Origin of the sequence: Pelomonas sp. Root1237, from assembly GCF_001425055.1 — a bacterium.
Classification (GTDB): domain Bacteria; phylum Pseudomonadota; class Gammaproteobacteria; order Burkholderiales; family Burkholderiaceae_C; genus Pelomonas.
Window position 1 is genome coordinate 187651 of record NZ_LMDK01000019.1, and the last position, 26300, is coordinate 213950.

General features: G+C 68.4%; 23 protein-coding genes. 13 read left to right on the plus strand and 10 right to left on the minus strand.

Annotation, left to right across the window (positions count from 1 at the left end; all coding sequences use genetic code 11):
- The first annotated feature begins 30 nt into the window (after positions 1-30).
- From ASC91_RS23670 to ruvC, 3 genes are all read left to right on the plus strand, one after another.
- Positions 31-681 (plus strand): 1-acyl-sn-glycerol-3-phosphate acyltransferase, encoded by a 651-nt coding sequence (locus ASC91_RS23670; RefSeq protein ID WP_056202975.1) that lies wholly within the window; start codon positions 31-33, stop codon positions 679-681.
- Positions 681-1661: a phosphatidate cytidylyltransferase gene (locus ASC91_RS23675; RefSeq protein WP_056202979.1), complete on the plus strand. Its 981-nt coding sequence runs from the start codon at positions 681-683 to the stop codon at positions 1659-1661. Before ASC91_RS23670 ends, ASC91_RS23675 begins: the two co-directional genes overlap by 1 nt.
- Positions 1662-1800: 139 nt before the next feature.
- Positions 1801-2349 carry a crossover junction endodeoxyribonuclease RuvC gene (gene ruvC / locus ASC91_RS23680; RefSeq protein WP_056202980.1) on the plus strand — a complete coding sequence of 183 codons (549 nt, stop codon included), beginning with the start codon at positions 1801-1803 and terminating at the stop codon, positions 2347-2349.
- 48 nt (positions 2350-2397) lie between these two features.
- Here ruvC and ASC91_RS30485 read toward each other — a convergent pair whose 3' ends face one another.
- Positions 2398-2886 (minus strand): PEPxxWA-CTERM sorting domain-containing protein, encoded by a 489-nt coding sequence (locus tag ASC91_RS30485; RefSeq protein WP_056202983.1) that lies wholly within the window; start codon positions 2884-2886, stop codon positions 2398-2400.
- A 20-nt stretch (positions 2887-2906) separates the two neighbouring features.
- The gene (locus tag ASC91_RS23690) at positions 2907-5936 is read right to left on the minus strand and encodes an ExeM/NucH family extracellular endonuclease (RefSeq protein WP_056202986.1); all 3030 of its coding nucleotides are present in this window, start codon (positions 5934-5936) and stop codon (positions 2907-2909) included.
- A gap of 105 nt (positions 5937-6041) precedes the next feature.
- On the opposite strand from ASC91_RS23690, the gene ASC91_RS23695 reads away from it, so the two are divergent.
- From ASC91_RS23695 to ubiM, 5 genes are all read left to right on the plus strand, one after another.
- The gene (locus ASC91_RS23695) at positions 6042-7442 is read left to right on the plus strand and encodes a sodium:solute symporter (protein ID WP_056202988.1); all 1401 of its coding nucleotides are present in this window, start codon (positions 6042-6044) and stop codon (positions 7440-7442) included.
- Positions 7442-7711: a hypothetical protein gene (locus ASC91_RS23700; RefSeq protein WP_056202991.1), complete on the plus strand. Its 270-nt coding sequence runs from the start codon at positions 7442-7444 to the stop codon at positions 7709-7711. Before ASC91_RS23695 ends, ASC91_RS23700 begins: the two co-directional genes overlap by 1 nt.
- Before the next feature lie 73 nt (positions 7712-7784).
- A complete protein-coding gene (locus tag ASC91_RS23705) occupies positions 7785-9521 on the plus strand; it encodes an ABC transporter ATP-binding protein (RefSeq protein WP_235532078.1) in 1737 nt (578 codons plus the stop codon).
- Positions 9469-11295 carry an ABC transporter ATP-binding protein gene (locus ASC91_RS23710; protein ID WP_082532961.1) on the plus strand — a complete coding sequence of 609 codons (1827 nt, stop codon included), beginning with the start codon at positions 9469-9471 and terminating at the stop codon, positions 11293-11295. The genes ASC91_RS23705 and ASC91_RS23710 overlap by 53 nt, the downstream gene beginning before the upstream one ends.
- 46 nt (positions 11296-11341) lie before the next feature.
- Positions 11342-12499, plus strand: coding sequence for a 5-demethoxyubiquinol-8 5-hydroxylase UbiM (gene ubiM, locus ASC91_RS23715; protein WP_056202996.1), 1158 nt, complete (start codon positions 11342-11344; stop codon positions 12497-12499).
- Here the strand turns inward: ubiM and ASC91_RS23720 are convergent.
- Both ASC91_RS23720 and ASC91_RS23725 read right to left on the minus strand, forming a co-directional pair.
- The gene (locus tag ASC91_RS23720) at positions 12496-13737 is read right to left on the minus strand and encodes a patatin-like phospholipase family protein (protein WP_056202999.1); all 1242 of its coding nucleotides are present in this window, start codon (positions 13735-13737) and stop codon (positions 12496-12498) included. The genes ubiM and ASC91_RS23720 overlap by 4 nt on opposite strands.
- 20 nt (positions 13738-13757) lie before the next feature.
- Positions 13758-14468, minus strand: a complete 711-nt coding sequence (locus ASC91_RS23725; RefSeq protein ID WP_056203002.1) for a phasin family protein — start codon at positions 14466-14468, stop codon at positions 13758-13760.
- 205 nt (positions 14469-14673) lie between these two features.
- Between ASC91_RS23725 and ASC91_RS23730 the strand changes: the two genes are divergently transcribed.
- From ASC91_RS23730 to ASC91_RS23750, 5 genes are read left to right on the plus strand one after another with little or no spacing between them, the layout of a single operon-like run.
- Positions 14674-16668 carry an SDR family oxidoreductase gene (locus tag ASC91_RS23730; protein ID WP_056203605.1) on the plus strand — a complete coding sequence of 665 codons (1995 nt, stop codon included), beginning with the start codon at positions 14674-14676 and terminating at the stop codon, positions 16666-16668.
- 58 nt (positions 16669-16726) lie between these two features.
- Positions 16727-20413: a M48 family metallopeptidase gene (locus ASC91_RS23735; RefSeq protein WP_056203004.1), complete on the plus strand. Its 3687-nt coding sequence runs from the start codon at positions 16727-16729 to the stop codon at positions 20411-20413.
- Positions 20414-20471: 58 nt separating this feature from the next.
- Complete coding sequence (locus ASC91_RS23740) at positions 20472-21017, plus strand: GNAT family N-acetyltransferase (RefSeq protein ID WP_056203007.1); 546 nt, start codon at positions 20472-20474, stop codon at positions 21015-21017.
- A complete protein-coding gene (locus ASC91_RS23745) occupies positions 21014-22255 on the plus strand; it encodes a trans-acting enoyl reductase family protein (RefSeq protein WP_056203010.1) in 1242 nt (413 codons plus the stop codon). The genes ASC91_RS23740 and ASC91_RS23745 overlap by 4 nt, the downstream gene beginning before the upstream one ends.
- The gene (locus tag ASC91_RS23750; RefSeq protein WP_056203011.1) at positions 22252-23007 is read left to right on the plus strand and encodes a carbon-nitrogen hydrolase family protein; all 756 of its coding nucleotides are present in this window, start codon (positions 22252-22254) and stop codon (positions 23005-23007) included. The genes ASC91_RS23745 and ASC91_RS23750 overlap by 4 nt, the downstream gene beginning before the upstream one ends.
- Here ASC91_RS23750 and ASC91_RS23755 read toward each other — a convergent pair.
- The 6 genes from ASC91_RS23755 to ASC91_RS23780 all read right to left on the minus strand — a co-directional run bounded on the left by ASC91_RS23755 (position 23004) and on the right by ASC91_RS23780 (position 26173).
- Positions 23004-23588: a PEP-CTERM sorting domain-containing protein gene (locus tag ASC91_RS23755; protein WP_082532962.1), complete on the minus strand. Its 585-nt coding sequence runs from the start codon at positions 23586-23588 to the stop codon at positions 23004-23006. The two genes, ASC91_RS23750 and ASC91_RS23755, sit on opposite strands and share 4 nt — an antisense overlap.
- A gap of 96 nt (positions 23589-23684) precedes the next feature.
- Positions 23685-24143 (minus strand): DUF1203 domain-containing protein, encoded by a 459-nt coding sequence (locus ASC91_RS23760; protein ID WP_056203017.1) that lies wholly within the window; start codon positions 24141-24143, stop codon positions 23685-23687.
- Positions 24144-24216: 73 nt separating this feature from the next.
- Complete coding sequence (locus ASC91_RS23765; protein ID WP_056203020.1) at positions 24217-24699, minus strand: hypothetical protein; 483 nt, start codon at positions 24697-24699, stop codon at positions 24217-24219.
- The gene (locus ASC91_RS23770; protein WP_056203023.1) at positions 24696-24965 is read right to left on the minus strand and encodes a hypothetical protein; all 270 of its coding nucleotides are present in this window, start codon (positions 24963-24965) and stop codon (positions 24696-24698) included. Before ASC91_RS23770 ends, ASC91_RS23765 begins: the two co-directional genes overlap by 4 nt.
- Positions 24966-25008: 43 nt before the next feature.
- Positions 25009-25500, minus strand: coding sequence for a glycine zipper domain-containing protein (locus ASC91_RS23775; RefSeq protein ID WP_235532079.1), 492 nt, complete (start codon positions 25498-25500; stop codon positions 25009-25011).
- 115 nt (positions 25501-25615) lie between these two features.
- Positions 25616-26173: an HNH endonuclease gene (locus tag ASC91_RS23780; protein WP_056203026.1), complete on the minus strand. Its 558-nt coding sequence runs from the start codon at positions 26171-26173 to the stop codon at positions 25616-25618.
- Between the last annotated feature and the right edge of the window lie 127 nt (positions 26174-26300).

A 26300-nucleotide genomic window follows, 5' to 3' on the forward strand; every position in this document is an offset into this window, starting at 1 on the left:
CGCGGGGGCGGGCCCCGATAATCCCGCCCCATGACGCCAGCCGCTTTCACCGGCCAGTTGCTCTCCTTCATTGCCCGCCTCATCACGGGGGCTCAGGGCCACTGGAAGGGCTGCCCGCCGACGGCGGAGCAGCGCATCTACATCGCCAACCACCAGAGTCACTTCGATCTCGTCCTGATCTGGGCTGCCTTCCCACACGACCTGCGCGCCACCACGCGCGCCATCGCCGCCCGCGACTACTGGACGACCAGTGCCCTCAAGCGCTGGCTGACCACCTCGGTCTTCAACGCCATCTACGTCAGCCGCACGCGCAGCAAGCCCGACGAGGACCCGCTGGAGCCCCTCGTCGAGGCGTTGGCCAATGGCGACTCGCTGGTCATCTTTCCCGAGGGCACGCGTTCCAACAAGGGCAACCCGCAGCCCTTCAAGTCCGGCATCTACCACCTCGCCGAGCAATTCCCGCATGTGCAACTGATCCCGACCTGGATCGACAACGTGCAGCGCGTCATGCCCAAGGGCGAGGTCGTGCCTGTGCCCATCCTGTGCACGGTGACCTTCGGTGCCCCCATCCAGCTGCAGGCCGGTGAGAGCAAGGCCGACTTCCTGTGCCGTGCCCGCGAGGCCGTCATGGAGCAGCGGCCCGACCCCTACTGGGTCGGCCGCGAAGAGGAGGGCCACTGATGCGCTGGCTCAAGGCCTTGACGCCCAGCGAGCAGGTGGCGCTGCTCTTCGTCGTGCTGTTCGGCTTCCTGATGCTGCTGACGGTGGGGCTGTTCCTGAACTCGCTGCGCGAACGCGAGAACGAGGACGAACGCCTGAAGTCCCAGCTCGCCTGGGAGCGCGTGCGCCGCGACCTGCGCGCCGCCTGGATCGGCGGCTGCATGTTCTGGGTGGCGTGGATTTCCGGGCCGCTCGGCGCGACGCTGCTGTTCGCGCTGTTCTCCTTCCTGGCGCTGCGCGAGTTCATCACCCTCGTGCACACCGAGCGCAGCGATCACCGCACCCTCATCGTCGCCTTCTTCGTGCTGCTGCCCATCCAGTACATGATCTGCGGCACGCGCTTCTTCGACCTGTTCACCGTCTTCCTGCCCGTCTACGGCTTCCTCGTGCTGCCCATAGTCAGCGCGTTGGCGGGCGACCCGCGGCGCTTCCTGGAGCGCAACGCCAAGATCCAGTGGGGCGTCATGGTCTGCGTCTACGGCCTGTCGCACGCGCCGGCGCTGCTGCTGCTGGATATTCCGGGCAACACCGGCCGCGGCGCCTTCCTGCTGTTCTTCCTGGTCATGGTCGTGGCGGCCTCGCAGATCGCGCAGGAGATCGCCACCCGCGCGCTGCGCCGCCGCCCGGTGGCCCGGCAGATCAGCCGCAGCTTCTCGATGCGGGCGTGGTGGATCGGCACCTGCACCGGCGCCCTGGCGGGCCTGCTGCTGTACTGGATCACGCCGTTCAAGGCCGGCCAGGCGCTGGCCATGGCCTTCCTGACCGCCGGCGCCGCGGGCTTCGGCGGCCTGGTCATGAAGGCCTTGAAGAAGGACGCCGGCGTGCTGTACTGGGGCAACCGCAGCTCCATCACCGGCGCCGTCGGCCTGCTCGACCGCATCGCGGTGCTGTGCTTTGCCGCGCCAGTGCTGTTCCATTCGGCGAACTGGTACTACCGATGAGGATCCTCGGCATCGACCCCGGCTTGCAGACCACCGGTTTTAGTTCCGGCCCGTCGCTGGCGCGACTTCACGACCGCTGCGCGCTCATGAGCCTGCACAGAAACCTCGCTACCGTCGCCACCACGGGTGTTGTGCCGTCATGAGAATTCTCGGCATCGACCCTGGCTTGCAGACGACCGGTTTTGGCGTGATTGAGGCTGATGGCCCCCGGCTCGCCTATGTGGCCAGTGGCACCATCAAGACCAACGCCGTCGCCACCGGCGACCTGCCGGCGCGGTTGAAGATCCTGTTCGACGGCATCCGCGAGGTCACGGCGCGCTACCAGCCGCAGTGCGCGGCGGTGGAGATCGTCTTCGTCAACGTGAACCCGCAGTCCACGCTGCTGCTCGGCCAGGCGCGGGGCGCTGCCATCACCGCGCTGGTGTCGGCCGACCTGCTCGTCAGCGAATACACGGCCCTGCAGATGAAAAAGGCCATCGTCGGCCACGGGCATGCGAAGAAGGAGCAGATCCAGGCCATGGTGCAGCGCCTGCTCAGCCTGCCGGGCCTGCCGGGCAAGGACGCCGCCGATGCGCTGGGCATTGCCATCATGCATGCGCATGCGCGCGTCAGTTTCGAAGCGATGAGCCGCAGCACGACGCTGGAGCGGCGCCAGCACGCGCAGTTCAAGGGCGGGCGGACGTACTGAAGGCAAAACGGCCCGCCGAGGCGAGCCGTTCGTGCTGAGCGCGATCGTTCAGGACTTGCGGCGCCGAGCCATGAAGCCAACGAGGCCCAGGCCGCCCAGCATCAGCGCATAGCTCTCCGGTTCTGGCACGACGGCGGAGATGCTGTAGCCGCCACTGCCCTCGGCGCCAATGGCATGGGTGTAGTGCAGAAATGCATCGCTTGCATCCACGCTGCCCGAGTTCAAGGTGATGAGCCAGCCAGGACCGCCAGAGGCGTAAGACAGGCCGAGGAACACGCCGTCCTGGTAGTCAGCGCTGGAGCCGGTCTCCAGCGTGTAGTTCACAGACATGAAGGTCATCGAGAAAGCCGACAGCGGAACGGCCTCGAAGCCACTCCCGGTCAGTGCGGTGGTGTCGACCGTATAGCTGCCGGAGAAGGTCAGGCCGAGCACCGAGGGCGAGCCGGCATCGATGGCGCCGTTGAAGTTGTAGCTGACGGCTTGTGCCGACGTGGCGAGCAGCGCGGCGGCAGCGATGAGCAGGGGGCGGAATTGCATGATGGTTGTCCTTGCGGGAATCAGAATTTGAACGAAGCGGCGTTGACTGCGCTGCAGAGCACGGCCTTGAGCTTGACCATCGGGCGCGACGTGGCGGCGCCGGCCGAGCCATCAGGGTCGTAGCCGATCAAGGCGCCGTCAGCCTGGTTGGTGCAGGTGACATGGCCGGTGGCCAGTGGATCGGCGCTGGTGATGTGCACGCTCTTCAAGAGTTCGGTGAACACGAGGGTGTCCTGGCCGGGCTTGAAATCGGTGACGGTGTCCAGGCCGTCACTGCCAGTGCGGTACACGAACTGGTTCTTGCCGCCCTTGCCGGTCATCGTGTCACGGCCCAGGCCGCCTTCGAAGACGTCGTCACCGTCGGTACCCACGAGGGTGTCGTTGCCATTCGTGCCGTAGACGGTCTTGACCAGGTTCAGCCCAATCAACATCGGGTCATGGTCGGAGGCGCGGAACTGGTTGGGCTGGTACCAGTCATTGCCGGCGGCCTTGTCCTCGGTGTTGTAGTCGATCCATTCCGGCTCGTCGGCGTTGATGTGCCAGCTGGTCGCGCCCGTCACCTTGGCGGCGATGGCGGCGGTGCCCAGGCCGTGGTCGAGGCGGCCGGCGCTGGCGTCGAAGACATAGCTGTAGTCGGCCGGGTCGAACATGCTGACGAGGTCGACGATGCCGGCGCTGGTCAGCAGGTCGATCGGGTCTTCCTTGGCGTAGGAATTGAAGTCGCCGAGCATGATGACGCGGTCGGTGCCGGCCGTGGCCGTGACGGTGGGCAGCCAGTCCAGCAGGCGCTGGGCCTGCTGCTTGCGCTGCAGGTTCCAGCAGCCCTGCAGGTCGCCGGTGTCGCCGTTGGCGCCGGTGCCGCAGCTGCCCTTGGACTTCAGGTGGTTGACGACGACGGCGAACTTCTCGCCGTTGGGGGCCACGAAGCCCTGCGCGTAGGTCGGCCGGTTGTTGATGGCGTTGTCGTCGGACATCGACGCACCCATCAGGCCGAGCTTGGCCGGCTTGTAGATCATGGCCACGCGGATGGCGTCGGTGCCCGTGGACGGCGGCAGCGGCACGGCGGCATAGGTGTTGACGCCCATCATGGCGTTGAGGCCGTCGACGAGGTTCTGCACGGCGAAGTTGCCGCTGTTCTGGATCTCCATCAGGCCGACGACGTCGGCGTTCAGGCCCGACAGGGCGGCCAGGATCTTGGTGCGCTGGCGATCGAATTCCGCCTGGTTGTCCGCACCGCGGCAGCCGGCGCTCGGGCAGGCGCCGCCGCCCGGCACGGCGCTGCCGTTGGTGAAGGTCGTGAAGAAGTTCAGCACATTGGAGCTGGCCACGCGGACATTGCCGCCCACGGCCGGCGGCGCCAGCGGGCGCGCGATCGGGCGGGCGAACACCGGCGCGGCGGTCGGGTGGATCTTGTAGGCCAGCGGGCCGGTGGCCGAGTCGGTCGAGGGGCCGAAGTCGACGACACCGGTCACGCCATCGACCGTGTCACCAGCGCGCACCGTGCCGTCCTGCCACAGGTAGGGCGTGGGGTTGGGGAACTTGGTGGCGCTGCTGTCATCCAGCACGACGCTGCGGGCCAGGTTGGCGGCCTGCATCGCCAGTGCCGCCGGGCCGGGGCGCAGTACGTTGGTGGGGTTGAGCGTGCGGCCGCCGGCCGACACGGTCAGCTGGCCCCAGCTGCCGACGAAGTTGGTCTGGTTGACGGTCAGCGGGTCGGTGATGTGGACCAGCATGCCCTCATAGCGCTCCATGTCCGACTGGCTGGCCAGGGATGCCAGGCTGACCTCGACCGGCAGGGGCAGCGGGTTGCCGGTGCTGACGACGGTGACGTTGGTGACGCTGCTCAGTTCGGTCAGCGGGTTGGCCTGGCTGGCGGCGCTGCTCGAGACCGAATATTCCTGCACCTTGGCCGACACGTTGACCTTGTCGCCGACGGCCACGGTGGGCGCCGTGCTCGTGAAGACGAAGATGCCGTCGGAGGTCGCCGGGTCACCGTCGCCGTCCGGGTCCTGCAGGTAGAAGCCGTTGTTGATCAGCTTGGTGACGACGCCACCGGTCGTGACGGTCGTGCCGTCCATGCCGCTCTTGGCACCCGAACCCTGGATGGCGGGGATCTTGACGACGCCGCTGACCGACAGCTTGAATGTGCAGCTCGCCGTCTGGGCTTCGTCGTTGTCCCACTTCAGGCCGAGGTTGTAGTTGCCGGCCGCGAGTGTGTTGTCGACGTTGATCTGCTGGGTCGCGGCCACGCCGTCGGCGCTTGCGCCGACGAAGCTGCCCAGAGTCACACCGGCGGGCAGGGCGCCGACCACGCTGGCCGCATTGACGCGGCTGTCGCTGTCGGTGGCGCTGACGACGAAGCTGGAGGCTGCGCCGGACACGGCGGCCTGGTCGGGGCAGCTCGGGATGATGGGCTGGTTGACGTTGCCGCCGCCGCAGAGGTTGGCGGGCGTGGCGCCATTGCGCGGGCTGACGGGCCCAACCGTGAAATCGGCGCTGTTGGCGTTGGTGTCGGTGCAGCCGGCAGCGTTGCGCAGCGCAGCCGTGGTGGCGGCCAGCGCGGGCGTGGGGCTGCCTTCAACGGGCGTCGAGCTGCCGTAGGACAGGATGTCTTCCACGCCGGTCGGCGCAGCCACGGCAGGCAGCGTCGTGCCATTGGTGACGAGGGCGACCTTGCCCGAGGCGCCACTCATGTTGATTGCGCCCGACGTGACGTCGATGTCGGGTGTGGGGAGTGCCACGCCCGCGGCGCCGCCGGAAGCTTCGGCGATCAGGTAGTAGCGGCCCGGCTGCAGCACGACGCCGGCCGGGATGACGGTCTTGTTGGTCCAACTGGTGCCGGCGGCCGAGGCGTACTGCACCGACCAGCCGCCAATCGTCACCGGCGTCGTGCCGGCGTTGAAGAGCTCAATGAAGTCGCGGCTGTAGGTGGCGTTGGCGTTGCCGCCCCCGCCATAAACCTGGCTGATCACAACCCCGCTGGCCGAGGCCAGCACGGCGGGCGCGGCGAAGGCCGCGGCGAGGAGGGAGACCAGTGGTTTGATTCGCATGACTATTTAGTAAAAATTGCCGCAATGGGCGCGGATGCTAACGACCACCTGTGACGGTTTGACCCGCCGCATTCAGGGGGGTGCCATCGGGCATGATCCCGGCCCATGTCGCCAGCACTGCTTTTGCTCGGGGTTCTCACCTATTTCGCGCTGCTATTGGTACTGGCGCGGTGCGTCTCGCACGGTTCCGGAGCTGAGGGTTTCTATGTGGGGGGCAGGGAAAGTCCCTGGCCGGTCGTTGCCTTCGGAATGATCGGGACGTCGCTGTCCGGCGTCACTTTCATCAGCGTGCCGGGCTCGGTCGCGATCAGCGGCTTCACCTATCTGCAGATCGCGCTCGGCCAAGTGGTCGGCTATGCGGTCATCGCCCTGGTGCTGCTGCCGGCCTATCACCGCCTCAAGCTCGCCTCCATCTACGGCCTGCTCGGTGACCGGCTCGGCCCCGCAGCGCAGCGCCTGGGTTCGGCCTTCTTCGTGCTGAGCCGCACGCTGGGTGCGACGGCACGGCTCTACCTCGTCGTGGCGGTATTGCACACGCTGATCCTGCAGCCGCTGGGCGTGCCGTTTGGGGTGGGCGCGGCGGTCGTGCTGGTGATGATCCTGCTCTACACCGTGGAGGGCGGCGTGAAGGCGCTGGTGTGGACGGACACGCTGCAGACCGCGGGCATGCTGACCGGCTTGGTCGTCTGCTTGGCGCTGCTGTGGCAGACCGGTGCGTTGGCGCAGATCGATGCCGCTGGCCTGAGCCGCGTCTGGGTCGGCGATCCGCTCTCCCGCGATTTCTCCGCCAAGGCGCTGCTGGCCGGCATGTTCATTGCCATCGCGATGACGGGGCTGGACCAGGAAATGATGCAGAAGAGCCTGTCGGTCGCAAAGCTGCGCGACGCGCAGAAGAACGTGCTCGTGCTGGCCGTGCTGATGCTCGTCGTTGTTGCGGCCTTCCTGCTGCTGGGCGGGCTGCTGACGCTGTTCGCTCAAGCGCACGGCATCGGGGTCAAGGGCGACGCACTGTTCCCCACTGTCGTCATGCAATACCTGCCGGCCTGGGTGCAGGTCGTCTTCGTGCTGGCTCTGGTGTCGGCGCTATTGCCCAGCGCCGACGGCGCGCTGACGGCGCTGACGGCCAGCACCTGCCTGGACCTGCTGCGCTTGCCACGCGAGGACGTGCGCACGCGGCGGCGCGTGCACCTCGGCTTTGCGGTGCTGTTCCTGGCACTCGTGCTCGGCTTCAAGGCCCTGGACAGCACCAGCATGATCTTTCTGATCCTGAAGCTCGCGGGCTACACGTATGGGCCGCTGCTGGGACTGTTCGCGTTTGCGATGTTCACGCCGAGGGCGGTGTCGGGGCGGGCGCTGGTCGGCGTTTGCGTGGCGGCACCGCTACTGTGCGCGGTGCTGGACTTCGGGCAGCCGTGGGGCGGGTATCAGATCGGGTTGGAGTTGCTGCTGCTCAATGGGGTGCTGACGTGGGTCGGGTTGTGGGTCGCCGGGCGCGGGCGCCAATAATGATCTGGGTGTTCAACTTCGGACTGGGTGTCTGTGCGTTGCTCATCGTTGCGAACTGGGGCTCCCTGATCTATGCCGCGTTCAGGAAACGCAGTCTTTCGTTTGCGCCGCCCTTTCTTTCCGGCTTGCTGGCTACGCTGCTGATCGCGATGCATCCCGACGTCGAGGTTCGCGCTTTTTGGTGGCTTCCGCTTTTGCTCGATCCGAGCATTGCATTTGCGCTGTCGGCCACTGCGGTCATGGCGCTGGTTCGTCGGCTCCGCGCCTGATTTTTCTCATCACCGGGCGACACTCGCCCCTTGCATGTTGTCGACAGTCCCTGTTTTCGCCAGCCTCTCCCGCATGCTTGCCGCCTTTGTGCGCGAGCACTGGCGCGCCTACGCCGCCGCGGGTGCCATGCTCACCTGCATCGCCGCATTGACCGTCTGGATCCCCCGCCAGGTCGGCCATGTCGTCGACGACCTCGTCGCCGGCGGCCTGAAGGGTGATTCGCTGCTGAAACAACTCGGCCTGCTCGTGCTGGCCGGGCTCGTCATCTACCTGCTGCGCGCCGGCTGGCGGCTGACCCTCTTCAAAGCGTCCTTCCAGCTTGGTGCACGACTGCGCACGCGGCTCTACGCGCGCCTTGCGCTGCAAGGCCCCGCCTACTTCCAGTCTCAACGCACCGGCGACCTGATGGCGCTGGCGACCAATGACATCGACACCGTCGAGCAGGCCGCCGGCGAGGCGATGCTGGCGGGCTTTGATGGCACGCAGACGCTGGTGCTGGTGCTCGCGATGATGACGATCGGCATCGACTGGCGCCTGGGCCTCGCGGCCCTCGTGCCCTTTCCGTTGATGGCGCTGGCTTTCTGGTGGATCTCCAACCATCTGCACCAGGCCGCGCAGGACTCACTGGGCGCCTTCAGTGGCCTGAACCACCAGGTGCAGGAAAGCCTGTCCGGCGTGCGCACAGTGCGCGCCCTGGGCCTCGTCGCGCGCAGTGAGGCGCAGTTCACCGAGCTGGCCGAGAAGGCGGCCGAGGCGAGCTTTCGCTCGCAGCGCTGGGAGGCTGCCTACGAGCCCGCCGTCGGCATGACGCTGTCCGCCGCGTTCGCCATCGCGCTGGCCGTGGGCGGCTGGCTGGTGGCGCGCGGCGAGATCAGCATCGGTCAGCTGACGGCCTTCACGATGTACCTCGGCCAGTTGATCTGGCCAATGTTCGCGGCGGGTTGGGTACTGGCATTGCTGGAGCGCGGCCGCGCGGCCTGGACGCGGCTGGCGCCGGTGCTGGACGCGCCGCTGACACTGACCGATGAGGGCAGGGCGGCGCTGCCGGCCCACGCCGAACTGCGCGCCGACGGGCTGACCTTCAGCTTCCCCGGCGCCAAACGGCCGGCGTTGGAAGGCGTGGACCTGGCACTCGCACCGGGCAAGACGCTGGGCGTCGTCGGCGCGACCGGTGCGGGCAAATCCACTTTCGTGCGCTTGCTGCTGCGCCAGTCCGAGCCGGACGCGGGCCGGCTGACGCTGGGTGGTGTCGCATTGCCAGAACTGCCGCTCGCTACGCTGCGCGCCCACATCGCCTGGGTGCCGCAGGAGCCGTTTTTGTTCTCGGCCTCGGTGGCTGACAACATCGCGCTGGCCAAGCCCGGCGCAACGCGCGAAGAGATCGAGGCTGCAGCACGCCTGGCTTCGGTGCACGACGACGTCGCGCGGCTCCCCGAAGGCTATGCGACCGAGGTCGGTGAGCGCGGCGTGACGCTGTCGGGTGGCCAGCGCCAGCGCGTTGCCATCGCACGGGCTCTGTTGAGTGACGCGCCGCTGCTGGTGCTGGACGACGCGCTGTCCGCAGTCGACACCGGCACCGAGACCGACATCCTCGACCACCTGCGCGAACTCCGAAGCACACGGTCGGACCGCAGCGTCATCGTCATCGCGCACCGGCTTTCCGCGGTGATGGACGCCGACGAAGTCATCGTCCTCAAGCAGGGCCACGTCATCGAGCGCGGCACGCATCAACAACTGCTGGAGTTGGGCGGCTGGTATGCCGCCCAGTGGCGCTATCAACAAATCGAGGCCAGCCTTGAAGCCGCCTGAAACCAAGCCGACGGAAAAACCGTGGAAGAGCGTCGGCCTGCTGCTTGACGCCGCCAAGCCTGAAAAGCCGCACCTGATCCAGGGCGGCATCTGGCTCGTCCTTGCCGCCGGCCTGGAGGTGCTCGGCCCCATCCTCGGCAAGCGCTACATCGACCACCACCTGCTGCCGCGCCAGTTCGACATCACCGAGATGGCCACGCTGCTGGCGCTGATGCTGCTGACCGGCTGGGCCGCGAGCTGGATCCGCTACGCCCAGCTGTCGCGCATGGCCGGTGTCGCGCGCCGCTCGGTGCTGCGGCTGCGAGAGCGGGTCTACGCGCATGTGCTGGCGCTACCCATGGCCTTCTTCGACAAGGCCATCACCGGCCAGCTCGTCAGCCGCGTCACCAACGACACCGAGGCGGTGAACCAGCTCTACCGCCAGGTGCTGTACGTGATGCTGGACTCGACCATCGTCGTCTTCGGCTCGCTGGTGGCGATGGCCTTTCTCGACTGGCGGTTGATGCTCATCGTCGCGACCCTGGTGCCGGCCATGGTGGTCATCATCCTGGGCTACCAGAAGCTGTCGGCGCCGGCGGTGGCGCGCACGCGCCAGCTGCGCAGCGACATCAACGCGCAGATGGCCGAGAGCATGGCCGGCATGGCGGTGCTGCAGGCCAGCGGTGCGGCCGGGCGCTTTGGCGCGCGCTTCGAGACGACGAATGCCGAGCACCGCCTGTCGCGCATCGCCGAGCTGCGCGCCAACGCCTGGCTGCTGCGCCCGGCGCTGGACCTGATGAACGTGCTGCTGCTCGTCACCGTCATCTACAGCTTCGGGCGGCGAGAGATGTCGGGGCTGGAGGTCGGGCTGCTTTACGCCTTCCTGAGCTACATCGCCCGGGTGGTGGAGCCGCTGATCCAGATCACCATGCAGTTCGGCCAGCTGCAGCAGGCCATGGTGGCGGCGTCGCGCGTGCGCACGCTGCTGGAGGAGGATGAGCACCGCGGCCCAGCCCAGGACGGCCGCGGGATTGCCCAGGGCAGCATCCGCATCGAGGGGCTGACGTTTGGCTACGACCCGGCGCGGCCGGTGCTGCATGGTATCGATGTGGACATCCCGGCCGGCAGCTTCGTCGGTATCGTCGGCCACACCGGCAGCGGCAAGAGCACGCTGCTGTCGCTGCTGCTGCGCTTCTACACGGCGCAGGCCGGCCGCATCACGGTGGACGGCCAGTCGCTGGCCAGCGTGCCGGACGCTGCCTTTCGCGACGCCGTGGGCCTGGTGCCGCAGGAGCCCTATCTGATGTCGGCCAGCGTGCGCGACAACATTGCGATGGGCCGGCCGGGCATCAGCGAGGACGACATCCAGGACGCGGCCACGGCGGCCCGCGCGCACGACTTCATCACGGCGCTGCCGCAGGGCTATGACACCCGGCTGGGCGAGGGCGGGGCGCGCGTATCGACCGGGCAGAAGCAGTTGCTGGCGATGGCGCGGGCATTGGCAGGCTCACCGCGCATCCTGTTCCTGGATGAGGCGACCAGCAATATCGACAGCGCCACCGAGCAGCGCGTGGGTGAGGCGCTGACGGCGCTGCGCGGGCGCGTGACGGTGGTGGCCATCGCGCACCGGCTGTCGACCATCCGCGCCGCCGACCAGATCCTCGTGCTCAACCACGGACACCTGCAGGAGCGTGGTTCGCACGAGGCGCTGATGGCGATCGAAGGCGGCTTGTACCGCCGCCTGGTCGAACTGCAGACGCTGGAAGAGCCCGACGCCGAAGCCGAGCCTGTCTGACCTGCGTCAAGGCGCCGTTGCGCTCCGCGGCCTAGGCTGCGCGACCATGAATGAACTCGTCCGCACTTCGCCGCAAGTCCTGATCTGCGGCGCCGGCCCGGCCGGCCTGGCGCTGGCCTGCGCGCTGCACGACCGCGGCCTGGCCGTGCGCGTGCTGGAGCAGGCCGATGCGGCCGTGCTGGCGAGTCCCTGTGACGATGGCCGCGAGATCGCACTCACCCACCGCTCGCGCCGCGCGCTGGAAAACCTGGGTTTGTGGGCGCACCTGAGCGACATCGCGCCGCTGCGCCGCGCCAGTGTGCGCTCCAGCGGCTCACGCACGGCGCTGCCTTTCGAGTCAAGTGGGCAGGATCTCGGCTGGCTGGTGGCCAACCACCGCATCCGCGCCGCGGCCTGGGCCGGCGCACAGCAGCGCGGCATCGAGGTGCTCTGCGGCCGCACGGTCGTCGGCTTTTGCCGGGACGGCGAAATGGCCACCGTGGACACGCGCTGCGGTGAGCGCCACCTGGCACCGCTGGTCGTCGCGGCCGACAGCCGCTTTTCGCCGCTGCGCCGCCTGGCCGGCATCGGCGCTCGCCATCACGATTTCGGCCGCAGCGCGCTGCTCGTACCGCTCGCGCACGAGCGCGACCATGAAGGCGTGGCTCAGGAATGTTTTCTGCGAGGCCACACGCTGGCGCTGCTGCCCAAGACGGGGCGGCGATGCTCGGCGGTGTGGACGGTGGCGAATACCGAGCTGCCGCGCCTGGCGGCGATGGACGAGACGGAGCTGGCCGCCGCCATTGAAGCCGCCGCCGAGGGCCGGCTGGGGCCGATGCGCGTCGACGGTGCCCGCCATGTCTATCCGTTGGTGGCTGTGTGGGCCGAGCGTTTCGTCGCGCCGCGCCTGGCGCTCATCGGCGACGCGGCGGTGGGCATGCACCCGGTCACCGCGCATGGCTACAACCTGGGGCTCTACGGCATCGAAGCGTTGGCGCAGCGGCTGGATGCGGCCCGCGATCCGGGCGAGATGAGCGCGCTGCTGGCCTATGAGGCGGAGCACCGCCGTGCGGCGGGGCCGCTGTATGCCGGCACGAATGCGCTGGTGCGCTTCTTCACGGACGACCGCGCGCCGGTGTTGGCGCTGCGCCGCGCCGTCATCGACATCGCCCGCCATCTGCCGCCGCTGCGCGCGGCAATCACGCGCCGGCTGGTGGACGCCTAGCGGCCCTGCGCTTCCAGCACGCTCAGGGATCCGCGCAGCGAGCGCAGCGCCTGTTCCATCGGCGTTTCGCCCGGCGCAGGCAGCAGGCGGGCCTCGCGGCTGGCCAGCACATCCTCGCGCAGCGTCAGGCCGGCGCGCGCGAACTGCGGCTTCAGCAGCGCCGCGCGCTCACGCAGCAGTTCGCGCGTGGCTTGGTAGGCATGCTCGGCGAGGTGGCGGCGTTGGCTGTAGCTGAAGGTGTTGGCCATGAAGAGCTCGGCATCGCGCGGGTCGGGCTCGAACAGCAGGATGTCGGTCTGCGGGTGCGTCAGCTCATAGCCCTTGAGGCCCAGCGCCAGGCGCGAATGGATCAGCGAGCGGAAGGTCTGCGACAGCACCAGCGGCAGGCCGCCGTCCACCAGGCGGTGGATGCGCGGCTGCAGCGCGCGCAGGGCCGGGCGGCCGAGCTTGCTGGCGAGCTTCTTTGCACGGCGCGAGCGCGCATCGCGTGGCGACAGGCGGTTGCTCTCGTAGGGCACGAGCGGGTTCAGGCAGATCAGCAGGTCCAGGCCGCGGTCCAGCAGCACGGAAGCGTGCAGCGTCTTCTTCAACGCGCCGTCCACGTAATGCCGGCCGTCGATCTCGACCGGCGGGAACAGCCCCGGCAGCGCCGCGCTGGCCTGCACGGCCTGCGAGATGGGCACATGGTCCCAGCCCTCGGCGCCGAAGGGGATGGCTTCGCCGGTGTCCAGGTCGGTGGCCACCAGCACGAGGCGATGGCGCAGGTCGCGGAAGTCGTTGCTGCGGCCGGGCTCGGCAAAAACCTGGGTCAGCGCCTCGCCGAACCGTTCGCTGGACAGCAGGCCGGTGGGCAGCACGCGGCCCAGGCGCTCGATGGCGCCGAGCAGGGAGCGGCCTTCCAGCAGCACCTCGCGGGCGGCGTCGGCCAGCAGGCCGGGCAGCAGGCGCAGGCGTTCGCCGAACTCGGTCCAGGCGGGCTGCAGCAGCTCGGCGGGGTCGAAGCGGTCGGGGGCCTCGGCGGTGTTCTCGATGAAGGCGGCGCAGAGCTGGCGCGGCGTCATGCCGTTGGCCAGGCCGGCGGCGATGAAGCCGCCCGCACTGACGCCGATGTAGCCGTCGCAAGCGGTGAAGTCGAGGCCTTGAACAGCCTCCTCCAAAGCACAAAGGGCGCCAACTTCATAGATGGCGCCCAGTGGGCCTCCGCCTGCCAGGGCCAAACCGATCTTCGGTTGGCTCATGGTCAGAGAGAGTTACTTGCTCAGGCTTGAGCGGCTTGCTCGGCGGCCGGAGCGGCGGCAGCCTTCTTGGCAGCCGGGGCGCGCTTGGCCGGAGCAGCCTTCTTCGCCGGGGCGGCAGCCTTCTTGGCGGGAGCGGCAACCTTCTTGGCCACAGCCTTGACGGCGGCCTTCACCGGAGCGGCCTTCTTGGCAACAGCCTTCTTGGCGGGCGCAGCCTTGGCCACGACGGCCTTCTTCACGGCAGCAGCCTTCTTGACGACGGCCTTCTTGGCCTTGGCAGCGGGCGAAGCCTTCTTCAGGCCGGCCGACACGGCCAGGTCGTCGATGCGCTTGATCAGGCTCTGCACGTCGCTGGCGGACGGCACGTTCAGGGTCTTCAGCGCCTTGGCGACGCGTTGCTCGAAGATGCTTTCCAGCTTGTCCCAGTGCTGACCGGCCTTGGCGCCGACATCACCAGCCATGCCGCTGACTTTGGTGGCCACGGCGCTGAGCTTTTCCTCAGCGGCGGATTGGGTCTTCTTTTGCAATTTGAGTCCTTCCGAAACGAGGGCCTCGAAAACCTTGCCGCCTTCGCCCTGGGCCTTGGCGAAAGAGGCCAGACCGGCGGCCCAGATCTGCTGGGCGCTGTCCTTGACATTCTTGGCCATGTCGCCATCGAGCAGGCCAGCCGGGAAGCCGGTGGCGGCCGAGGCCTTCTTCTTGTCTGCCATCTTTTGAAGCTTCTTGACCATTTGGGTGTCCTTGCGAGTTAGCGCGGTTTGTTGGGATCAGCCGCCGGGACTGTAGCGGCGCGATCCCCCTTCAGCACGGCCATTCCTAGTGAGTGCGCTCTACGATGGCGAAGGCCGTTTCCTGGGGAAAGTGCCCAGCGGGCGGCCGCAAACCCTGGTCAAGAATCAGCGCGACAACGTCCAAATCCACAAGCAGGAGACCCGCATGCAGTATTTCGTCACCGGCGCCACAGGCTTCATCGGCAAGCGGCTCGTCAAGAAGCTGCTGGCTCGCCGCGGCAGCACGGTCCATTTCCTGATGCGCGAGGAGAGTGCGGCCAAGCTGCCCGACCTGCTCGCCTACTGGGGCGTCAGCAAGACCCGCGCGATCCCCGTCTACGGCGACCTGACGAGCAAGAAGCTCGGCGTGGCCAGCGACGCCGTCAAGAGCCTGAAGGGCAAGATCGATCACCTTTACCACCTGGCCGCGGTCTACGACCTCGGCGCCGACGAGGAGTCGCAGGTCGCGGTGAACATCGAGGGCACCCGCAGCATGGTCGAGTTCGCGCAGGCCATCGACGCCGGCCATGTGCATCACGTCAGCTCGATTGCGGCGGCAGGCCTGTACGAAGGCGTGTTCCGTGAGGACATGTTCGAGGAGGCCGAGAACCTCGATCACCCCTACTTCATGACCAAGCACGAGAGCGAGAAGATCGTGCGCAAGGAGTGCAAGCGCCCCTGGACGGTCTACCGCCCGGCCCTCGTCGTCGGCGATTCGACGACCGGCGAGATGGACAAGATCGACGGCCCTTACTACTTCTTCAAGCTGATCCAGCGCATGCGCCAGATCCTGCCGCCGTGGCTGCCCAGCGTCGGCCTGGAGGGGGGACGCATCAACATCGTGCCGGTGGACTTCGTCGTCGACGCGCTCGACCACATCTCGCACAAGGTCACCAAGGCCCACGGCTGCTACCACCTCGTCGACCCCAAGGGCTACCGCGTCGGCGACGTGCTGGACATCTTCAGCAAGGCCGCGCACGCGCCCAAGATGAACCTGTTCATCAACGCCGCGTTGATGGGCTTCATTCCCAAGAGCGTCAAGAAGGGCCTGATGGCGCTGGCGCCGGTGCGCCGCATCAAGAACGCGGTCATGAAGGATCTCGGCATCCCCGAGGACATGCTGACCTTCGTCAACTATCCGACCCGCTTCGACTGCCGCGACACCGAGGCCGCGCTCAAGGGCTCGGGCATCGCCTGCCCCGACCTGAACGACTACGCCTGGCGGCTGTGGGACTACTGGGAGCGTCATCTCGACCCGGCGCTGTTCATCGACCGTTCGCTGCGCGGCGCGACCGGCGGCAAGGTGGTGCTGGTGACCGGCGGTTCCTCGGGCATCGGCCTGGCCGCCGCCATCAAGTTCGCCGAGGCCGGCGCCATCACGCTGATCTGCGCGCGTGACGAGGTCAAGCTGGCCGAAGCGGTCAAGGAGATCAAGGCTGCGGCGGGCAAGGACGCGCAGATCCACAGCTATGCCTGCGACATCGCCGACGAGGCCGGCTGCGCCGGGCTGATCCAGTGGTGCACCGAAGAGTTCGGCGGAGTCGACTTCCTCATCAACAACGCCGGCCGCTCCATCCGCCGCGCCATCGAGAGCAGCTACGACCGCTTCCACGACTTCCAGCGCACGATGGACCTGAACTACTTCGGCTGCCTGCGCGTGACCATGGGCCTGCTGCCCGGCATGGTGGCCAAGAAGAAGGGCCATGTCGTCAACATCAGCTCGATCGGCGTGCTGACCAATGCGCCGCGCTTCAGCGCCTACGTGGCCAGCAAGGCCGCGCTGGACGCATGGACGCGCTGCGCCTCCAGCGAGTTCGCCGACACCGGCGTGACCTTCACGACCATCAACATGCCGCTGGTGCGCACGCCGATGATTGCGCCGACCGCGATCTACAAGAACGTGCCGACGCTGGCGCCCGAGGAGGCCGGCGACATGATTGCGCAGGCCTGCATCAACAAGCCGGTGCGCATCGCCACGCGCCTGGGCATCTCGGGCGAGATGCTGCATGCCGCCGCACCGCGCATCGCGCAGATCGTCATGAACACGACCTTCCGCATGTTCCCCGACAGCTCCGCCGCCAAGGGTGACAAGTCGGGCAAGTCTGGCCTGTCGCCGGAAGCCATCGCAATGCAGCAGATGATGCGAGGCATCCACTTCTGAGGATGTGAAGAAAGCGCCCAAGGGCCTATCGAGCCCAGGCGTCTGAAGGGAGGATCTCTTGCAACACTCACACCCTGTCGGGCCGCTGCCGTCCGTCAAGCCGGCGCCTACGCCGCGCAGCTACCAACTGCGGGCCTGGGGCGCCGTGGCCTCGCTGGTCGCCTTCCTCGGCATCTATTTCGGCCTGGCCGGCTGGTTCGCCTGGACGGCGTGGCGGCTGGGCCAGAGCGCCTTCGCCGGCCGCAGCGACGGCTTCTGGGCCTTTCTGGTGGCGCTGTGCGCGGCGCTGCTGGCCGTCTTCATGCTGAAGGCGCTGTTCTTTCGCCAGCGACGCGCTGAAGACCATAGCCTGGAGATCCAAAGCACCGACCAGCCCGCGCTGTTCGTCGAGCTGAACGCCATTGCCGATGCTGTCGGCGCACCGCGCCCGCACCGTGTGCTGGTGTCGGCGCGCGTCAACGCGGCGGTGTTCTACGACCTGTCGCCGCTGAACCTGCTGTGGCCGACGAAGAAGAACCTCGAGATCGGCCTGGGCCTGGTCAATGTGCTGAACCGCAGCGAACTGCGCGCGGTGCTGGCGCACGAATTCGGCCACTTCGCGCAGCGTGCCATGGCCGTGGGCCGCTGGGTCTACGTGGCCCAGCAGATCGCCGCGCGGCTGGTGGCGCAGCGCGACATGCTGGACAACTTCCTGCAGGCCCTGTCCCGCTTCGACTTCCGCATCGCCTGGGTCGGCTGGGTGCTCAGCGTCATCGTCTGGGCCATCCGCAGCCTGGTGGACAGCGTCTTCACCGGTGTGCAGCTGCTGCAGCGCAGCCTGGGCCGCGAGATGGAGTACGGCGCCGACGCGGTGGCCGTCGCGCTGACCGGCAGCGATGCGCTGGTGCACGCCCTCTACAAGCTGCAGACGGCCGACATCGACTGGGACCGTGCCGCCGGCGTGGCGGGCGAGCTGCGGGTCAAGGAGCAATGGGTGGGCGACCTGTTCGCGCTGCAGGGAGCTATCGCCGAGCGCACCGGTCGCATGCTGGATGACGCCGACTATGGCCGGGTGCCGGTCGCACAGGGCGGCCCCAGCCGCCTGTTCGACACCGCCGACAGCGCCGTGCCGCAGATGTGGCGCACCCATCCGCTCAACCATGAGCGCGAGGCGCGTGCCAAGACAAACTACAAGGCCAGCGAGGTTGATGAGCGCAGTGCCTGGACCTTGTTCGAGAACGCCGCCACGCTGCGCGAGCAAGTCACGCGCCGGCTGATCGAGGCGCCCGAGGCCGCCAAGGCCATGGATGAGGCGGCTCTGCAAGAAGCGCTGGATGAGCGCTTCGGCGGCGAGCTGCTGCAGCCGCGCTACCGCGGCGCCTATCTGGGCCGCGCACTGACCCGCCATGCGGCCGAGCCCGGCCAGTTGGTTGGCGACCTGCCCGAGGAGGCGGAGGGTATCCAGCGCCTTGCCGCCCTCTATCCGGCCAGCCTGGGTGAGGCCGTGCGGCGCTGGCGCCGCATCGACGCCGACAAGGAGCCGGCCGAGCATGCCGAGCTGCTGGCCGAGTTGCGCCGCCACGACCAGATTGCCCGCGAGACCCATCTCGCATTGGCGCGGGCACTGGGCGACGGCAGCGAGGCGCGGCTGCGCGGCTTGCTCGCTCAGCTGCACTACGCCGAGCACACCGCCGCCAATCTGCGCGACCTGCGCGGCATGCTGGCGCACACGGTTCGCGTCGAGACCACGGGCCGGATCAGCGATGCCGGTCGCATGCGCGTGCGAGATGCCGGCGGCCGGCTGCATCACGCGCTGCAGCAGTTCTATGCCGAAGCCCCTGACGTGGTGCTGGATGAAGTCACCTGCAAGCGGCTGCAGGTCGACAGCTGGGTCGCCGCGCTGGGTGAGTTGAAGCTCGGCCCGCCCGACATCAGCCATCTGGGCGATTGGCTCGGCGTCATCGACAGCTGGATGGACCTGGCCGAACGCGCCCTCAACGGGCTGCGTGGTGCCGCGCTGGCGGAACTGCTGGCCGCGGAAAGCCGCACGGCTGCCAAGGAGCCCGCCGGCGAGGCGACGGTGCCGTCCACGCCGCGCGGCTACGCCACCCTGCTCGAAGGCGCCGAGCGCCCGCGCGACCTGCGCCCCAGCCCGTGGGCGCGCTTCCTGGCCGCACAAGGCCGCGGCGCGGCTGCGGCGCGTATCGCCGTGGCGGGCGGCATCGTCGTCGGCGTGCTCGGCTTTGGCGGTGGCTATGGCGACATCAGTGTGCAGGTGCTCAACGGCTTCGACCGCCCGGTGCGCGTGCGCGTCGGCGGTGCGAGCGCCATCACGCTGCCGGCTTTCGGCTCGGCCACCGTCGGCCAAGCGCCGGACGCGCATCTCCCGATCAGTGCCGAGACGGAGCAGGGCGAGCTCATCGAGCGTTTCGAGGTCGCCCTGGAGCACGGCCCGGGCCAGCCGATCTACAACGTCGCCGGCGCCGCGCCGCTGGTGGAATTGACCTACACCTATGGCCGCGACGCGGGGCAAGTACCGCCCAGGGTGCTTGGCGCACCGCGCTGGTCGAGCAGCCAGGCCGATGTCTTCTTTGGTGACCCACCCCACAGCGTCTCGGTCAAGCAGGGGCAGACCGAAATCCGCCACGTGCTCTACAGCGCAGCGGATGTGGCCCCGGCCATGCAGCTCAGCCTGCTGCGCGACGACGCAGCGGCGGTCGAGCGCTTGAGCGAGCAGCATCTGCTTTGGGACCGCCGTGATTCGCCCGTGCGTTACGCCTGGTTGCGACTGCTGCGCGGCCAGCCGGCCCACGACAAGGTGCTGGCCGCGGCTCTGTCACGCGAGCCGGCAGGCATCGAGCTGCTGCGCGAACGCATGGACACCTTGCCCGCCGACGAGAAGAGGAGCTTGTGTGACGAACTCGACGGCCGCGCGGCCGCGCCGGTAGCCGACGGCCATTCGGTCTATCTGGCCGCACGGTGCTTGCCCGAAGGTCCACTGCGTGACGCCGCGCTGCTGGCAGGCCTGGCGCGCTTCCCCCAGCACGCCTGGCTGGCCTATGGCGCGGCCAAGGCCGAAGCCGGCAATGCCAACTGGCGCGTGGCGCTGCGTGACTATGAGCTGGCGCGTGTGGAGCCCGCACTGGCGCCGTTTGCCAGCATCGAGGCCAACCGGCTGCGTCGCTTGCTTGGCGAAAAGGAGCTGGGTGTCGAGGCCGAGCGCATCGGCCCGCCGAGTCGATTGCTGGGCGCACTCGGCTACCAGGTGCGGGCACGCGCGCTGGTCTCCGAGCCCGAGGCCTTCGCCAGGCTCGCGGCCGGAGAACCGGACAAGGCGGCCAGCGTCGACGCCGCGCCTTCTTCGCATCTACTGCGTCTGGCTGCGGCGTCCGACGGCGCCTCGGCCGACCTGCGCCGGCGTGTCGCGACCCTGCCTCCCGACGACGGCCTGGACGAGCTGACTTACTGGACGGCGCTGGCCCTGGCCGACCGCGAGGGACGGCCCGCGCCTGCGCTGCCCGCCGCGGCCATGGCCAGTGCCGGCATCGAGCCCGACCAGATCCGCAAGCTCGAAGCCTTTCGCAACGCGCTGGGCAGCACTGCCGCATTGGCCAGCGCTGAAAAGCATCTGCAAGGTTTGTTGCCCGAGCTGCGCGGCCAGGCCTACAGCATGGCCACAGTGCGCCTGGGTGGCCGCGCGCCGCCAGCTTGGCGGGAAGCCGCCAAGCGCTTGCTCCAGAGCCACGAGCGCCCCTACTTCAACTGAATCACAATGCCCCGGAGCCCGGCCTCGGCCGGGCTTTCTCATTCAAGGAACCGAGCTCATGTTGAGAGGCCAACACGTCGGCTTGCGTTATGTGACGGAAGACGATCTGCCCTGGCTCAAGCGCGCCGTGGGCGACCCGCAGGTGCGCGGCCCCTACCTCGGCTCGCGCATGATGACGCCGCATGCTGTGGACCAGCGCTGGAAGGACAACGGCTTCGCCAACGAGGACGCCGAGCGCCTGCTGATCTGTCACCTGCACGACGGCAGCGTCATCGGTGACGTGGTGCACTTCGCCGCGGCCCGCTACACGACGGCGCGCGAGATCGGCTGGACGCTGGCCGACGTCGCGATGCGCGGCCGCGGATTGGCTTCGGAGGCTGCCGCGCTGTTGGTGGACTATCTGTTCGAGAACTGGCCGGTGAACCGGCTGTCCTGCGGCATGTCGGTGCACAACCATGCGTCCCGGCGTGTGGCGGAGAAGTGCGGCTTCACGCACGAGGGCATCCAGCGCGGCGTCGTGTTTGTCGGCGGTGAGTATGTGGACTGCCATTCGCTGTCGCTGCTGCGCAGCGAGTGGATGGCGATGAAAGGCAAGGACAAGTGAGCTCCGCTGGCCACAACAACCGTGAATTCGATCTGATCGTCTTCGGTGCGACCGGCTTCACGGGCCGTCTTGTCGCGGAATACCTGCACTTGAGCGGGGCCGGTGGCGCGCGCTGGGCAATTGCCGGGCGCAGCCTGGACAAGCTGGGCAAGGTGCGCGACGAGTTGCACCTGCCGCCGTCCGTCGCGCTGCTCAAGGCCGATGCGAACGACGCTGCAGCGCTGAAGGCACTGGTGGCGCGCACGCGCTGCGTCATCACGACGGTCGGGCCTTACCAATTGCATGGCGAACCGCTGGCGACGGCCTGCGCCGAGGGCGGCACGGATTACGTCGATCTCTGCGGCGAGCCGCTGTGGATGGCGAAGATGATCGACAAGCTCACGCCACTGGCGCAGAAGAGCGGCGCGCGCATCGTCTTCTCCTGCGGCTTCGACTCCATCCCCTTCGATCTCGGCGTCGTCTACCTACAGGCTGAGGCGCAGAAGCGCTTCGGCGCGCCGCTGCCGGAAGTGCGCGGCCGCGTCGCACGAGTGAAGGGTACGGCGTCGGGCGGCACGCTGGCCAGCATGATGGAGACCATCGAGGCCGTGCGCCGCGAACCCGGGCTCATCAAGGTGATGGCCAACCCCTTCGCGCTGACACCGGGTTTCAAGGGCCCGCGCCAGCCCGGCGGGCAGGCCGCGGACTTCGACGGCTGGGCCGACCGCTGGAGCGGCCCCTTCTTCATGGCCACCATCAACACGAAAAACGTGCACCGCAGCAACGCGCTGCGCGGCCACCCCTGGGGCGCCGATTTCATCTACAGCGAGAAGCTGTTGACCGGCAAGCCCGGCCAGGCCGACAAGGGGCGCAAGAAGGCCATCGCGCTGGCCCGCTTCACCAAGCTGCAGAACCTGGCCCTGGGCTTCACGCCGACACGGGCCCTGCTGCGCCGCTTCGTGCTGACCCAGCCCGGCGACGGGCCGGACAAGGCGGCGCGCGAGGCCGGGCACTATGAGCTCTGGTTCACCGGCAGGTCGGCCGGCGGCGAGCTGCTGCGCGCCGTCGTCAAGGGCGACCGCGACCCCGGCTATGGCTCGACCTGCAAGCTCATCAGCGAGGCCGCCCTGTGCCTCGTGCAGGACGTGGGACGCGACGCGACGCCGGGCGGCATCTGGACGCCGGGCAGTGCCATGGGGCTGGCCCTGGTGCGCCGCCTGCATGAACGCGCCGGGCTGACCTTCGAGATCGCGGCTTGACGGGCGTCCCGCGCTGGGCGGTCAGCCAGCCGCGCATGCACTGGACGCTGCAGGCCAGCCTGGCCGAGACGCTGGCCACATTGGAGGCGGCCGCAGCGGCCGGTGCCAAGGGCTGCGTCGGCACCGAGCTGGCGTTGACGGGCTTTCACCGCCGTGTGCCTGAACTGCTCGATGAACGGGCGCTGACCGATGCCGAGGCGCAACTGCGTGCGGCCTGCGCGCGGCTCGGGATCGCGGCGGCCGTGGGCGTGCCGACACTGGGCGTGGACGGCGCGGTGTTCAACAGCCATCTCTACATCGACGCCGCGGGCCGCGAGCTGGGCCGCGTGCACAAGCGCGGGCTGACCGACAGCGAGGCGACTTTCTTCGCGCGGGGTGATGAACGCGGCTGGACGGCGATCGGTGGCGTGCTGGCGACGTCGGTGCTGTGCCGCGAGACGCTGGACGGCGCAGCGCTGCTACCGGAGCTGCGCGCCGCGGCCATTGGCTCGGGGCCACGCGTGATCTTCTGGCCCAGCTACATCAGCGAATCCGACGCCGAGCAGGCGGCGCTGTGCAAGGCCTATCGCAGTGGTGCCGAGGCACTGGCGCGCGAGCTGGGTGCCTGGGTGCTGCAGAGCAACTGGCCCGAATCGCTGAACGCACCCGAGCAGCGCGGTTTCGGGGCCAGCGTCGTCATTGCGCCGGATGGCCACTGCGTGCTGACGCTGCCGCGGGATGAAGCCGCCTTGATCGTTGTGGATCTGGCTTAGCGCCGGCGCTTGGCCAGCCAGCCGAATACGCCCAGGCCGGCCAGCAGCAGCGCGCCACTGGTGGGTTCGGGCACCGGGGCAGTCGCGCCGGTCACCGTTGCGGCATTCAACCCCCAGCCCTCGTCGCCCAGGCCCTGGAAGCCGGCACGGTCTGAACCTTCAAAGCTCGTCGGGCTGTCGATGCTGAAGACCAGTTGGTTGCTGCCCGCGGCCAACGTGACGGGGAGGCTGATCGTCAGCTGCTGGTTGACCACCGCACCGACCGTGGCGCCGTTCGGGTTGAACAGCACGCGGTCGGCGCCACCGCCGCCGAGATTCCAGGTGCCGCTGAACACTTCGCTGCCATTCAACGTCACGCGCAGGATGTCGATATAGCCGTTGTCGCCGTCCAGCGTGGCGTAGCCGGCCAGTGTGAAGTCGATCAGGCCGGTGCCGGCGCCAGCGGCGAAATTGGCGGTCACCGAGACCGTGGTGTCCAACGTGGCCGTCGGCGCGGGCAAGGTGTACAGCGTGGCGGCCCAGGCGGGCGCGACCGTCAGCAAGGCGGCAGCGAGCAGCGGCAGGCGGGGCATCGAAGTCATCGCGCGTCTCCGGTGGGGTTCGGCGCAATCTATCCGCCGCCGATCCGCGCCGTGGGCTTCGAACTTGGGGGTGTCCCCCGACTCGGGGGGGCAGGTTCAGCCGCGCCGGATCAGCGCCGCATAGCAGCCGCGTCGTGCGTAATGGGCGTGGATGTAGTCCACCTCAGGCCGGGCCAGCAGGCGCTCGATGAGGCCTTCGATGGCTGCGCCGTCGACGATGTCCGCATCGATCATCAGGCCCGCTGCATCGAAGGCGCGCAGTGACAGCAGGCGGCTGCGCAATGCGTCGGGCACGGTGTCGATGGCGTCGAAAGCTTCTCCGGCCTTTTCGCGCACGTAGATGGCGTGGCGGGAGCGGTAGGGCGTGTCGGCAGGCTGGTGCTCGTGGTTGATGAGCAGCACGGACTCATCCTCAGTGGTGTCGCGCAGTTCGACGCGGTCGGGCAGGCCCGCGCCGCGATGGCGCAGCGCACCGTGGTCGGCCAGCGCTGCGTCGCTCAGGCCGAAGAGGTGCTGGAAGGGTTGGGCGGACAGCCCGGTGATGCGAAAGGACATGACGTGCTCCGTGGAAGGGGATGCACGTCATTCTTCAGGGGTGAGCGGGCCGCGTCTGGCCGCAATCGGACCTTCAATCTCGGCCTGCGGGACGCTCATAGCCGTTGTCCACCCAGGCTTCGGCGGATGCCTGGCTGAGCTTGAAGCCAGCCGCGACCTTGACCTGGGCCAGGCGCTCGCCAGCGGCGTCATGCGCGCTGAGCCAGGCATAGGGATCGTCCTCGGCGGGCACGATTTCAAGCGTGATCTTCAGCCAATTGCCATCGCGCGCCACATAGAGCGCCTTGTTCAACTGGGCGTGCAGTTGCTGCTCATGGCGGCGGAGGACCTCGGAGGCCGTCTTAACCAGCGTGTTGAAGGCGTTGACGTCCAGTGGCTTGGGATTCTTCTTGTCGCGCCCCATGGTCCAGGGGCCGACCAGGGCCGGCTCGCTTTCGCCGGCCTTGAACATCGCGACAGCCCAGCCTTCGTCGTCTTCGTTCTTGATGACCTGGGCCGTCCAGCCGTTGTCGCGCCATAGGCGCGCCTCGAAGACGGGTTCGTCCAGATCAGTCATGCCTTCAATCCCTTGGCCAGCAGCTCGGCGACGAGCGCATTGATGCCGCCTTCACGGCCGGTGGCGCGTTCGCGCAACTGCTCGGTCAGTTCAGCAGGCAACTTGCAGGCAAAGGGAACGAGGCCGGCGGCGGCGTCCAGCTTGCGCTGGGCCTTGCGGTCAGGCAGGGCGGCATGGCCGAAGCGGCCGGGGGCCGCCTTGCCGCGCATCGCGCTGTCCAGCTTCAGGCCGGCGAGCCGTTCAAGATCGGTTTTCTTCATGCTCATGGGCCGGATTGTCCCCCCTTGGAGACAAGCCGGCCTGTGAGCGTCAGCCGTTGGTGGCCGGAGCGGCCGGCACAACGGCCGGGGCGCGCTGCACGCGGGTCTTGCCGCCGGTCGTCACGAGGACGACGGGGTCACCGCTGTTGAAGGCTTCGGCGCCCTTGGCCTGGACGATCGCGCGGCGCTCGCCGTTGCGCAGCTGGACGATGATTTCGAGAGCATCTTCCTTGGTCGCCGAGCGCTCGATGGCGTTGCCGATAACGGCGCCGGCGACGGCACCGATGACGCCAACGACCGCGCCTTCACGGCGGCCGCCGACCGAGCTGCCGGCAATCGCGCCGGTCACGCCACCGGCCACGCCGCCGACGCCGCTCTGCGAGCCGTCGACGGTGACGGGGCGGGAGGACAGCACGGTGGCGTCCTGGATCTGGGACATGCGTTGCGCGTCACCACGCTGGACGACGTCGGGGCTGGTCGTCGAGCAGGCCGAAAGCACCAGGGCCGCAGCCAGGGTGAGGGAGGTCATGAGCTTGGACATTCGAATACTCCTTGGGCAAACCGGCAGCCCAACGTCGCCAATTGTCTCGCCGTTGACGGCTCGATGCCCCCGACTACAACTCTTTACCGTTGGCGGTCAACGGGAATGACCCGCATCACCCATGCAGGCGCGAGCTGCGCGGCACGCTGGCGAGCAGGAACTCCATCTGGTCGGCCAGGATGCGGCGGCCGCGCAGGATCATGTCCTCGTGCAGGCTGGGCACATAGGGCAGGTAGAGCAGGCTCATGTGCGCCTCCTCCGGCATGCGGTTGCCCTTGCGGCCATTGCAGGGCCGGCAAGCGGTGATGCAGTTCATCCAGGTGTCGTAGCCGCCGCGCGATGTTGGGTGGATGTGCTCGCGTGTCAGGTCTTCGGGCAGACAGTGGTGGCCGCAGTAGGCACAGACGAAGCGGTCGCGCACGAACAGCTTGCTGTTGGTCAGCGCCGGCGCCTGGCGCCAGGCCCGGCTGGGAACGGCGCCACGCACGGCAATGATGGGGTGGACCTCGATGCGCGACTGGCGCCCGGAGATGCGCTGCCAGCCCCCGCGCAGCACCTGGCAGGGGTCGCCCAGCGTCCAGGCCACGCCGTCGCAGGCGTAGATCACGGCCGCTTCACGGGTCGTGATCCAGGCCTGGGGTCGGCCGGAGACATCGAGTTGGAGCACATCCACAGAAGTCAACCTCCTCCCGGAGACTACTTCAGAAGCGACCCGGCACTCAAGCGTGTGTGCATGACAGCGTGGCGGTTCTGCGCATCCGGTATTTGGGCCGAGCGCCGGGCCGCCCCTAGCCGGCCCG